The sequence below is a fragment of the Ruegeria sp. AF5 genome (assembly GCF_056541905.1).
This window is the reverse complement of sequence record NZ_JBQFYZ010000017.1, coordinates 55,307-67,689: the sequence shown is the minus strand read 5'-3', so window position 1 is coordinate 67,689 and position 12,383 is coordinate 55,307. Positions and strand designations below refer to the sequence as shown.

At 56.4% G+C, this 12,383-nt stretch carries 11 protein-coding genes; 1 reads left to right on the top strand and 10 read right to left on the bottom strand.

Annotated features, from left to right (window positions below; all coding sequences use genetic code 11):
* Positions 1–467: 467 nt before the first annotated feature.
* Positions 468–1,061 (top strand): LytTR family DNA-binding domain-containing protein, encoded by a 594-nt coding sequence (locus ACR0DS_RS17590; RefSeq protein WP_480484360.1) that lies wholly within the window; start codon positions 468–470, stop codon positions 1,059–1,061.
* Positions 1,062–1,063: 2 nt separating this feature from the next.
* On the opposite strand, the gene pdeM is transcribed toward ACR0DS_RS17590, so the two are convergent.
* The 10 genes from pdeM to ACR0DS_RS17540 form a co-directional block, all read right to left on the bottom strand.
* Positions 1,064–1,726 (bottom strand): ligase-associated DNA damage response endonuclease PdeM, encoded by a 663-nt coding sequence (gene pdeM / locus ACR0DS_RS17585; protein ID WP_480560402.1) that lies wholly within the window; start codon positions 1,724–1,726, stop codon positions 1,064–1,066.
* 40 nt (positions 1,727–1,766) lie between these two features.
* On the bottom strand, positions 1,767–4,178 hold the full coding sequence (locus tag ACR0DS_RS17580; protein ID WP_480560400.1) for a ligase-associated DNA damage response DEXH box helicase: 2,412 nt from the start codon (positions 4,176–4,178) through the stop codon (positions 1,767–1,769).
* Between the two features lie 40 nt (positions 4,179–4,218).
* A complete protein-coding gene (locus tag ACR0DS_RS17575) occupies positions 4,219–5,526 on the bottom strand; it encodes an ATPase (RefSeq protein ID WP_209505546.1) in 1,308 nt (435 codons plus the stop codon).
* A gap of 117 nt (positions 5,527–5,643) precedes the next feature.
* A complete protein-coding gene (locus ACR0DS_RS17570) occupies positions 5,644–6,189 on the bottom strand; it encodes a prepilin peptidase (RefSeq protein ID WP_480539581.1) in 546 nt (181 codons plus the stop codon).
* Positions 6,190–6,192: 3 nt separating this feature from the next.
* The gene (locus tag ACR0DS_RS17565; protein WP_267363020.1) at positions 6,193–7,044 is read right to left on the bottom strand and encodes a tetratricopeptide repeat protein; all 852 of its coding nucleotides are present in this window, start codon (positions 7,042–7,044) and stop codon (positions 6,193–6,195) included.
* Positions 7,045–7,074: 30 nt separating this feature from the next.
* Positions 7,075–7,659, bottom strand: a complete 585-nt coding sequence (locus ACR0DS_RS17560) for a tetratricopeptide repeat protein (RefSeq protein WP_480484364.1) — start codon at positions 7,657–7,659, stop codon at positions 7,075–7,077.
* A 9-nt stretch (positions 7,660–7,668) separates the two neighbouring features.
* Positions 7,669–8,649 (bottom strand): type II secretion system F family protein, encoded by a 981-nt coding sequence (locus ACR0DS_RS17555; protein ID WP_480488508.1) that lies wholly within the window; start codon positions 8,647–8,649, stop codon positions 7,669–7,671.
* 10 nt (positions 8,650–8,659) lie between these two features.
* Positions 8,660–9,628, bottom strand: a complete 969-nt coding sequence (locus ACR0DS_RS17550; protein ID WP_267363023.1) for a type II secretion system F family protein — start codon at positions 9,626–9,628, stop codon at positions 8,660–8,662.
* 11 nt (positions 9,629–9,639) lie between these two features.
* Entirely contained in the window at positions 9,640–11,085 is a 1,446-nt protein-coding gene (locus tag ACR0DS_RS17545) for a TadA family conjugal transfer-associated ATPase (RefSeq protein WP_267363024.1), read from the bottom strand.
* Between the two features lie 23 nt (positions 11,086–11,108).
* Positions 11,109–12,344 (bottom strand): CpaE/TadZ family protein, encoded by a 1,236-nt coding sequence (locus ACR0DS_RS17540; protein ID WP_480560398.1) that lies wholly within the window; start codon positions 12,342–12,344, stop codon positions 11,109–11,111.
* Positions 12,345–12,383: the final 39 nt, after the last annotated feature.

The following is a 12,383-nucleotide window of genomic DNA, read 5'->3' as shown; positions in this document are numbered from 1 at the left end:
CATCGCCTGCCTGCTGGCCAACACCCTCACCGCCTGCTGCCGCGCAAACAAACTCCCAGAACCAGAAGGTCTGACCGCCTGATAAACACGGGGGCCGGAGGGGATCCGTCGGACCGGTCCCCTTTTTTTGGCAGGCAAGGTTCCAGCCAAACCGCCCCCAGACCGCCCCATGAGAGCATGGGCAAAGCAGCCTGAATGGGTTTGACAGCCGAACAATTCATGATATCCCTGTATTCCCAGTTGGTTACAGGTGAAGACACTATTGTGTCTGAGGCATTCGGGTTGAGCTATGCTAATTCATGCACAAAAGCGGTATGACGTCTAAAATAAGTATAATCCAGAAGGCATTTTCACCGCAGCGTGTGGCAGCGGGTTTGGTCTTTCTTCCTTTACTTGCATATGCGTTTCCACCCTTTCTTGATTCTGACCTGTCATTTGGATTGCGGCTTGTATTCTGGGCCGGGGTAATGCTCCTTGCTCTGACGGTTACCGGGCTGGTCCGAAAGCTGATGCAGAAGAATTTTGCACTTCTGAACCTTCTGGCACGGGACCTGACATATGTTGTCTTGACCGTGGCGTTGTTCACGCCTTCTTTGTGGATGCTAGCCTGGGCACTTTACATCCTTGGTGGAAATATGGTGCCAGATACCGAACGGGTTGTCGTGTACGGCGCTTTGTTCGCGACAGGCTTGATGCTTGTTCAGCGTAACGACCTGAATGCCTCGGCCAATACTGAATCCGATTCTGAAAAACCACGCCTTGTCAAACGCTTGCCGCCCAGGTTCAACGGGCAGATCTATCGCCTGACTGTTCGGGATCACAACGTAGATGTTGTCACCTCAGAAGGCACCTTCACGCTTCGGTCGCGTTTCACAGATGCAATCGCCGAGATGGAGCCTGTCCCGGGTCATTGTTCGCACCGTTCGCATTGGGTCACCGACGCATCCATTGCAAGTGTCGAAAGAGAAGGCAGCAAAACCTTTCTGAAACTGGTCAATGGCGATCTGGTTCCGGTCAGCCGGAAATACAAGCCGTTGCTGGAACAGGACGGCCTGATCTGAACCTATTGTGGCATTGGCATCATATGCGGATGCGGACCTGTGAGGATCGCCATCGCCTGCGATCCCATGAGTGCCGACAGCACATGATCCGAACTGCGCAGCCCCCCGGTAAAGGTGCCATATGCCGGAAGTATCAGGCGATGATCGTTCAGCAGAAAGGCGGGGCGTGAAATATGACGTCCCTTGACCCTGATCCGGACTTTTGGATGGTAATGGCCGGAAACTTCTCCTCGCGTGGGATCCTGCGCGATATGACGGAAAACAAGCGGGCCACGGTGCCATTCGAACAGATGGGTTCCACCCATCTCAATAGGACCGGGATCGTGGTTCCCCTCAATCCAGATCCACTGACGTCCGGACTGTAAGGTCGCGATCCTTAGCATTTCTGATTTTGGCAGCGCCCGGGCAGCCTCAAGATCATCGAAGCTGTCGCCCAGACATACAACGGTTTTGGCGTTCGTATGCCCCAGGTCGTCCTTCAGGCGGTCCAGCGTTTCACGGCTGTCATAAGGCGGAAGCGAAGGCCCACCACGCCGCGCCACGCGCTCGGATTTGCCCAGATGCAGGTCCGACACGCACAGCAGGTTCTCGTCTGGCCACCAAAGCGCACCGGAAGGCAAAGCACACAGGCGCTGACCTGCAAAGGGAAACCCAAGTTCGTTCATGATACGTTCTTGGCCTGTTTCAGAGCCCGGCGCAAGCAGATCAAAGCTGATCCAACCCCGCCGCTTGCAGCAGACGCGCGGTTTCTTCCGCCAGAAGCCTTTCTTCGGCACTGCCTTTCACCGGCACTTTGCCAACCTCCAGAAACAGTGGCGCTGACAGGGGCGAGACACGCTCGAGCCGCACCAGATCGATTCTGTCGCCAATTCGGGCCAGCATTGTTTCGATCCGACCGAAATCGACAAGCCCGCGCATGGCTTCTTCGCGGGTGATCTGCATCAATAGGTGATCGGGATCGTATCTAAGCAAGGTGTCATACAGGATGTCCGACGAAAACGTAGCCTGCCGCCCGCTTTTGCGCTGCCCTGCCATGTTGCGTTCGATCAGACCGGCAATGGTGGCCGATGCACGAAACGTGCGCTTCATAACGGCGTTGCCTGCCAGCCAGGTGTCGAGCCCGTCGCGCAGGGCATCGGGTTGAAGCAATGGGCGGGGATCGGTAACCGCGTCCAGACCCCAGATCAACGTGGCATAGTCCGTGGCGACAAACCCCAGCGGGGCCAAACCGGTTTCCTCCATCCGTTTGGTCAGCAGCAGGCCCAGTGTTTGTTGCGCGTTGCGCCCAGCGAATCCGTAGACGCACAGATGTTCACGCCCGTCGCTGGGAAAGCTCTCGATCAGCAGCCGATCACGCTGGGGCAGGCGGGACATCTGGCGCTGCAAATCCAGCCATTCAGACGTATGAGGGGGAAGCTGTGGCCAGCCCTGTTGGGCGAACATGTTCAGGATGCGGTCGCTGAGTTGCGTTGAGGTTGCGAATTTCGTGCCCGAAAAGGTCGCAATCTTTGGCTTTCGGTCAGCACGCCGCGTGACTTCGACCACCATCTCGCGCAGCCCCTCATACCGCACGATTTGCCCGCCGATCAGGAAAGTGTCGCCGGGTGTCAGCGAGGCAGCGAACGCTTCTTCCACCTCACCCAAGGGTTTGCCGCCCCGGTTGCGTTTCAGACGAACCTTGAGCGTATCCGTGTCCTGAATAGTGCCCAGGTTCATACGAATTCGCGATGCGGCGCGCGGGTCGCGCAGCTGCCATTGCCCGTCGGCGCGGTGTTGCAGCCTTTGCCAACGATCATAGGCTTGCAGAGCATAGCCGCCGGTGGCGCAGAAATTCAGGCAGGCGTCAAACTCAGCCCGCGTCAGTAGAGCGTAAGGCCCGGCGGATGTCATCTCGGCATACAGATCATCTGCGTTAAACGCCCCGGCGCAGGCGGCAATCAGGATATGCTGGCACAAAACATCGCGCGGGCCGCGACCGCGGGGTTCCCCATCTAATTCATGGGCTTTGGCGGCCTCTAGCGCGGCGACGCATTCGACCACTTCAAAGCGATTGGCAGGCACCAAAAGCGCCTTGGAAGGTGCGTTATAGCGGTGGTTGGCCCGTCCGATCCTTTGCACCAGCCTTTTGACATTCTTTGGCGCGCCGATCTGGATCACCAGATCGACATCCCCCCAATCGATGCCCAGATCCAGCGAACCGGTGCAGACGATGGCGCGTAAGTCCCCCCGAACCATCGCCGCCTCGACCCGCTCGCGCTGTTGTCGGTCCAGACTGCCGTGATGGATACCGATGGGCAGACCGTCATCATTGGCCAGCCAAAGATTGTGAAAGAATATCTCGGCCTGGGCGCGCGTATTGTGAAAGATCAACGTGGTCTTGTGATGCTTGATCTGCTCCAGCACAGCTGGGATGGCATAAGCCGCGCCACCACCAGACCAGGGTGGCATCTGTGGCGTTTCCAGCATTCGGATATCCGGGTCCGGGCCGGGGTCGGCCTGTACAATCTGGCAGGGATCAGGACGGCGGGCCAGAAAGCGGGCAATCGCAACAGGATCTTCCACTGTCGCCGATAACCCGACGCGGCGCAGATCGGGATTGAGGCGTTGCAGACGTGCCAGCGCCAGCATCAGCTGATCCCCTCGCTTGCTTTCAGCCAGTGCGTGGATTTCATCAACGATGATCCGCTGCACCCCTTCAAACATACGCGGCGCATCCTCGTACGAGGTCAGCAGCGCCAGACTTTCCGGTGTGGTCAGCAGGATGTGGGGCGGATCGACCCTTTGGCGTTTCTTTTGCGTGGCTGAGGTATCACCGGTGCGATCCTCGATCCGAATAGGCAGACCGATCTCATCCACCGGGGTGCGCAGGTTACGTTTGATATCCGCTGCCAGCGCCTTGAGCGGCGAGACATAGATTGTGTGCAATCCATTGTGATCAGCATCCGCAAGTTCAGCCAGCGACGGCAGAAATCCGGCCATGGTCTTGCCGCCACCGGTGGGCGCAATCAACAGTGTCGCCGGGCTGCATGCGCGGTCGAACATCTCTTGCTGATGCGGGTGGATGGACCAGCCTTTGGTGGAAAACCAAGTGGCAATCCGTGCGGGAATCTGCGTCATGAACGCAGACTACCCGCCCCGGAGTGGTAATGGCACGGCGTTATTTGACGATTTTCTCGTCTTTGACGAACATGTTGGCCCAGGCCCGGTCGATCAGTTCCGGGCTCATCTGATAGGGGATGCCTTCGAACTCGCAGATCGAGATCATCTGGTCGATCAGGAAGATCGGTTGATAGTTGGCGTAGATATTGTTGATGGTCGGGTACTTGACCTTCAGCAGATGCACCAGCGCCGCCTCATCCAGCGGCATCCCGCGTTTGCGCGCAACCATGGCGAAAATCTTCAGGAAGTTTTCCTGATTCGGGCCGTCGATCTTGATCTTGAAGAAGATCCGGCGCAGGGCCGCTTGGTCAAAGATCTCGTTCGGGTGGAAGTTGGTCGAGAAAATGACCAGCGTATCAAACGGAACTTCGAATTTCTCACCCGATTGCAGGCCCAGGATATCCTTGTTTTCTTCCAGTGGAACAATCCAGCGGTTGACCAGCGCCTGCGGCGGTTCGGCCTGACGGCCAAGGTCGTCCACGATAAAGATGCCGCCGGTGGATTTCAGCTGCAGCGGTGCCTGATAGGTTCTTGCCGTGGGGTTGTAGACCAGGTCCAGCATACTAAGCGACAGTTCACCGCCGGTGACCACGGTCGGGCGTTCGCACTGTACATAGCGTGAGTCGAACCGCTTGCGTCGGCGCAGGCTGTTCGGGTCGTCGGCCTCCTGCTCGATCGCGGTATGCACGATCGGGTCGTAGACTGTGATCACCTGCCCCGCATATTCGATGGCATAGGGTACATAGACATTGTCCCCCAACGCATCGCGAATGCCGTTCGAGATGGACGATTTACCGTTGCCCGGCGGGCCATACATCAGGATCGACCGGCCTGCACTGACCGCCGGGCCCAGATGATCCAGCAAGCTGTCGGGTAGAACCAGATGGCCCATGGCATTGGTCAACTGGTCGCGCGTGACCTGAATGTTGCGGATCGACTGGCGCTTGACCTGCTCGCGATAGACATCCAGCGGCACGGGCATCGCACCGAAATACTCGGACTGGCTGAGGGCATCCAGTGCGCGGGCCTTGCCGGCATCAGTCAGCTGATATCCCATCTCGTTGCCACTGTTGGCGTTCAGCGTCCCCGTAGCCTCAAGCAATTTTTGTTCGCGCGCGATATCGATCAGTTCCTGCGTGACAGCACCGGGCAGACATATGGCCGCAGAAACTTCTGACACTGTGCTCGCATTCTTGCGAAATATGGTCTTCAGCAAAATATCCCGCATCATCACCAGCGGAAGCTTCATTTCGCCTAACCCCTTCGGGGCAGGGGGGGCCATAACAGAGGAAGTCTGCATATTCATGCGCGGTGCTCGTTCGTCAAATTGTAACGCCAACTGCCCGAATAAGGGCGACTTGAAGGAAAAGTGACCCAGCTTTGTGGCGGGACAAAGGCAGCGGCAAGGCGCGCTGATGATAGTTTACGAACCGAGAACAGTACCCAGAATCAGATACATGGCCAACGAGCCACCCAGTGCGAAACCCATGGGGAACTGTTTGCCCCGATCCCAGCTTTCCCAATGTGGCGCTATGGTGCGCAACCTTGTGATTTTCGCCAAACGGTGCGTGACCACGGCAGCCAGAATACAGGCGGTCAGAATAAGAAGCACGAGCTTTAGATCGCCAAGCCAGACAAATGGCGCGGACGCGGCAAGAAACTTCGCGTCACCCGCGCCCATTGCTCCTGACGCGTTCAGAAGAATGCCGAAAATCAACACAACAGGGATATGCAGAAGGTGCCAGAAGTAGATTGGCATCGACACATTGATCAGCAACAGATGACCGCTGACCGCACCGGTGGACCAGGGCGGGATGGCAATCAGCCCGACCACGACATAAATCAGCGCCAGGGCAACAACTGCATGGTTCTTGATCCGCATCTCACGCATATCCGTGAAGGCCACGTAAAAGCAGATCGGCAGTACGAAGGGCAGGAACCATGCCGCCGCCGTAGCGGGGATTTGCATGTGTCAGGCCTCTTCAAGCGCACGAAGCGAGCGAACCGCTTCATCGAAATGCTGCGGATGAGTGGCAATAGCCTCGCGGAACAGGTTTTTCGCGGTTTCCACGTCGCCTTGTTTGACGGCGGAAATACCCATCGTATTCAGCAGTAGCGCCCGTTCAACCTGGGTCATCGGCACCACGGGAAGGCTATAATTGCCCTGCGCTGACCGGGCCAGCACCAGATTGTTCTTGGCAGTGAACAAAGAGCTGTCCTGACGGACTGCGTCGGTAAACAGGCGTTCGGCCTCGGCATACTGGCCGCGGGTTAGTTTCGAATACCCCCAATTGTTCATCACGCTGCCCGGGCGGGTGGTCAACCCAACGGCCGTTTCATAGAAATGATCAGCCCGCTTCCACTCTTTCCGGGAATCCGCGACCACCGCCTCAAGACGGTAGCGTTTGAAGGTTTCGAACGTTGGGGGAACCGAATCCAGAACGGTTTTGGCCTGAGACCAGTCGCCATTTCGCACCAGCGCATCGGCATACTCGACCTTGTCCGCAGCGTTCGTACCCTTCATTGTCGTCACGCGCTTCCACGCTGCTGCCGCTTCGGTAGTGCGTTTTGCGCGTCCCAAGGATATTGCCAATCCGCGCTGAAGGTCGATGCGATCAGGGTTCTTGAGTGTGGCACCGTGAAAATAAGTCACCGCCTCATTCGGGTCGGCGGCACTCAACAACACATCGTTCAGGTTGGTTTCGTCAATGACGTTCACTTCCTGAAACGTTCGTTCCACCTTTTCCTCTTCGGTTTCCTTTGCACAGGCCGAAAGGATCAGACCGCTGACAATAACTGCCGGAATCAAGAATTGCTGGCGCATTTTTTGCGTCCTTTACTGCTCTTGCCTCGATTACTGGATTTTGCGTAGCGCGAATTGCCCGTCGCCAAGCTGCTCCAGTGTAAATTCTTGTTGTTCTTGCGGGATATTATTAACAGGATTTTCCATTTTTGCGAGTGCTAAGCGCAGATTGTCGCGGATTGCGTCACTTTCGCCATTGTCCAGCGCGTAAGCCCGTTGAAAGACCTGCGCCGCTTCGGGGTATTCCTGTTTCTCCATCAGCAGAACGCCCAGATTATTCCATGCAACAGGCCAATCCGGATCGTCTTCCACGGCGCGGCGCAGCAGTTCTTCGGCCTGCCCTAAACGCCGCAACCCAAGATTGGCGGTACCCAGAGAAGTCAGGACCTGTGTCGTCATGCCCTGATCCAACGCGGCACGGGTAAAGGTCTCAAGCGCCAGTTCGTATTCACCGGCAGCCATCAGCCGGTTTCCAACCTCGATATTGTCTTCTGCTTGTCCCCTGAGATCAACTCCCGGCGCATCCAGGCCGTTAGGTGACAGGCCTTCTGTGCAAGAAGCCACCATGGCGCAAACCACGGTGGCCTTAAGTATTCGGCGAAACCCGGATGGGAAGCACCAAAATTCAGCTTTCATAGGGTTTTATCATCCTGCACGTCCGAAAGTCGAAATGACGTTCGCCGACGGGCCGACCAGAATGATCAGCAGTGGCGGAACTGTCAGCATCATTGTGACAAGAGTCATCTTGGTAGGCAACTTGTTCGCAGCCTCTTCGGCCCGCATCACGCGTTTGTCGCGCATTTCAGCGGCGTAAACCCGCAATGCCTCGGCAATGGATGTACCGAAAGTCGCCGACTGGATCATCACAGTGACGAATGAGTTCACGTCCTGTACGCCGCAGCGCACTCCGAAATCGCGCAAAACAGTGTCTTTGTCCTTACCGGCTTTCATCTCGTGTGCGACGGTTTCGAATTCCTGAGCAATATCTGGGTAGGAGGATTTCATTTCACCGGACACGCGCACGATGGCCTGGTCCAGTGACTGCCCGGCCTCAACGCAGACCAGCATCAGGTCAAGCGTATCCGGAAAACCTGCGGTAATCGCCTCTTTGCGTGCTTCGACCCGGCGCGTGATCCAGTATTTCGGCGCGAAATAACCGATTGCGGCTGGCACGAATACCCGGATCATCATCTGCTGGCCGGTGAATTCCTGACCGTTTGACAGGACCGTAATCAGCAGAACACCGACAACGATACCAATGATACCAAGCGAAAACTGCGCAAAGTGAAAGAACCGGACCGCATCTTTTGACCGGTATCCCGCCTGACGCAGCTTCAGCTCAACCGCCGAATACTCTTCTTCGTTTTTCGGCTCCAGGAAAGTCGCGAATTTCTCAAGCTGCTCATTGCGGCTGGAGTTACGCAGTTGCTCTTTCTTGCTTTTTTTCGTTGCCCGTGGGGCTGCATTCGACCGCTGAAGCTTTTTCAGAGGATCTTCCGGCTGGCTCATAATCAGTGAGACGGCGACAAGAACCATGATCAGGCCAAGTACACCCACTACGATAAGGGGGCCGAACTCACCCAGGTGTTGGGTCAGCAGGTCATTGATGTTGGTCAGAAATTCCATTGTGCTGCCCTCAGACCTTGATGTTGGTGATGATCTTCATGACGATCAGGTTCAGTGTCAGCAAAATGCCGACAACGAAACACGCAGGGATGAACCAGGGGTGATCCAACACTTCGTCATAATACCCCGGATCCTTGACCAGGATGAAAATCAGACACGCAATTGGGAAGCCAGACAGGAACTTACCTGACCATTGGGCTTCGGCCGTGATCGCCTTGACGCGCCGGAACAGGCGGAACCGCGCGCGGATCACCTGTGCCAATCCAGCCAGAATTTCAGCCAGGTTACCACCGGACTGCTGCTGAATACCCACAGCAACCGCGAGGAACCGAAGATCCTGCATGTCCAGACGTTCGGCCATATCTTTGAGCGCCTCGCCCACATCGCGTCCATAGGCGCATTCATCCGCGATAATACCAAACTCGGTTCCCAGCGGATCCTGAACTTCGTTGGAAACAACCTGAATTGTCGAAACGAAAGGATTACCCACACGAAGCGAACGCACCATCAGCTCAACCGCGTCAGGCAGTTGCTCTTCGATCATGCCCATACGTTTCTTGGCCTTGTGGTTTACCCACGCGTAAACACCGCCAATACCGATGGCGATTGAAATCGCGATGCGCAGCGCCGTATCCGTCGCGGTACCGATGCTCAGACCGACAAACGCCATGGCCGAGACCAGAGCCATGATCATGATCAGCTGACGGGGTGAAAACGCAATGGCGGCTTTTTGAGCCTTGTCAGCAAGCAGCGAATACAGAGGAATGCTCTGTGATTTCATGTGCTGCTGCATTTCCTTGCGCAGCTGCTCCAGAACCTGTTCGCGCCCGGCACCCTTTTCCAGCATGTCCAGACGCCGGTTGACCCGGCTGTTCAGGCTGATAGATTTGCCGAACGCAACCAGATAGATGCCCTCGACCAGGGCAAGAACCCCCACAAAGATGGCGACATAGATGATCGCCTCCATAGGCAATTGCATACCCGGTTCTCCTACATTGTGGTTGGGTCGTAGATGGATGCGGGCAGATCAAACCCCCACAGACGGAAGCGTTCCGAATAGTGGCTGCGCACACCAGTTGCCGTAAAGTGACCGATGATCTTGTTGTCAGGTGTCAGGCCAACACGTTGAAAACGAAAGATTTCTTGCATTGAAATCACGTCACCTTCCATACCGGTAATCTCGGTGATCGAGGTCATGCGGCGCGAACCGTCCTGCAATCGGCTGGCCTGAACGATCAGGTTCACAGCGCTTGCGATCTGGCTGCGGACGGCCTTAATGGGCATTTCGATGCCGGCCATCGCGATCATGTTTTCCAGACGTGAAATCCCGTCACGGGCCGAGTTCGCGTGGATCGTGGTCATCGAACCGTCGTGGCCAGTGTTCATGGCCTGCAACATATCGATCACCTCGGCGCCGCGTGTCTCGCCGACGATGATGCGGTCAGGTCGCATACGCAAGGCGTTCTTCAGACAGTCGCGCGGACTGACCTCACCTTTGCCTTCCACGTTGGGCGGTCGGCTTTCCATCCGGCCCACATGCGTCTGTTGCAGCTGAAGTTCCGCTGTATCCTCGATGGTCAGGATGCGTTCGGCATCGTCGATAAAGCTGGACAGAGCGTTGAGCGTAGTCGTTTTACCGGAACCGGTACCGCCCGACACGATAACGTTCAGTCGGGTCGACACGGCAGCTTGCAAATAGGCAGCCATTTCCTCGGTGAACGCACCAAAATTGACCAGATCATCGATACCCAGCTTGTCTTTTTTGAATTTACGAATCGAAACCAGAGACCCATCAACCGCGATAGGGGGCACCATGGCGTTGAATCGCGATCCATCGGCCAGTCGGGCGTCAACATAGGGGTTGGATTCATCGACACGACGGCCTACCGCGGACACGATCTTGTCGATGATCCGCATCAGGTGCTTTTCATCCTTGAAGGTGATGTCGCTGATTTCCAGCTTACCGGCACGTTCCACGAAAATCTGATGCGGTCCGTTGACCAGAATATCGTTGACCGTATCGTCCTGCAGAAGCGTCTCAAGCGGGCCAAGGCCTGTTACTTCGTCATAAAGTTCTTTGTTCAGCTGCGATCGGTCGTCGCGATTCAGAACGATGTTCCTGGTTTCCAGAACTTCGCTGGCGATTGCGCTGATTTCGGCTCGTAGCTCCGCTTCGGCAGCGGTTTCCAAAGCTGCCAGGTTCAGGTTCTCCAGCAACTCGCGGTGCAGTTCGATCTTGATCTCACTCAGCCGCTCTTTGCGTTTTCGATCACGATCGGCCCCGGCAACCTCAGCCGTTTTTTTCTGAGGTTTGCGTACGACGGCCGTTGCTGCGGGGCTGGGGGCAGCTTGTGCGGCAGGTGCCGCCGTTTCGACCGGCTGCGCTGCCGCTTTGACGGGCTGCGCTGCTGGCTGTTTTTTATATCTTGAAAACACGGCGATCCCCCCTTGGGATGATGTTACGCAGCTTCAGCGCTGCTGCTGCCAAGGCTGTGAAGTGATTTGGCCAGCTTCGCGATTTCCCGGCGAAGCGGATTCTTGGCGGCTGAATTGGCCAGCGGCAAACCATGGTCGCCACTTTGCATGACTGGCTTGCCCCCATCAGGCAGCAGCAGGTCAATTGAGATGCCAAGGCTTTCCCCCATGCGTTTCACGCGGCTTTTTCCATTCAAATCGGTGAATTTTGGGGCCCGGTTCAGCGCAAAGCGCAGCTTGTTGAAGGGCAGTTCTTCGGCCTGCAACGCGCGCTTGAGGCGCAGGGCGTTCTGAGCCGAGCGCATATCAAGCTCGATCATTGCGAAATATACATGCGCCGCCTGCAAGACCGTTTCCGACCACAAGACCAGCGTTTTAGGCATATCCACAACCACATAGTCGAAATGCGTGCGCGCCACGTCAATCACGCGCTGGATGTCCTCGGGGGTAATCAGGTCCAATGGCACCATGTCGGATGGAGCGGTCAGGACCTGCAGTTTTTCTTCATATGTTTGAAGGGCTTGTGAGAAAACCTCGCTGTCCATCGAATCCGTATCGGACAGCATTTCGAACACCGTTTCGCGGCGTGCGAGGTCCAGATAGGTTGAAACCGTGCCGTATTGCAGATCCAGATCGATCAGACAGACAGACGGGGCATCCTTGTCCGACGCACAGGCCAGTTCCCAGGCCAGGTTTACCGCCAAAGTCGTGGATCCCACGCCACCAGCAAGTCCCTGAACGACGAACAACGCGCCTTCCTTTGATTCGCCATTTGCCAATGGAACAGCTGCGGCTTGCGCTATGACAACCGGATCGGGCTGCTTCATGCGTTCTACCGCTTCCTGCAGTTCACCTTCCGGAAGCGGGTAGGGGACAAACTCGTCCGCACCCTTGCGCAGCAATTGGTGGAGCGAAGCAGGTGTGACGTCCTCGGCGATCAAGACGACCTTGATCTTCTTTTCCTTGGCCCGCGAGATGATTTCACCCATCAATGACAGGTTGTCTTCGTCTTCCCCGTCGATTGCTAATGCAACGAATTCAAGTGCTTCGGCTTCTGGCTGGCTGAAAAAGGCCAGCGCTTCGGCAAAGCCCAGGTCGCCCCAGCGCTCGCCCAGAATGGTTTCCATGTCTTCAATCAGAAGGTCGAAATTCTGGACATCCCGGCTTATGGTGCAGGCCAGGATTGCAGAATTTTCGTCTTGCGGCGTTGCGCTGGTCATAAACACTATCCTCGTCGTGAGGGCTCAGCATGTCATATG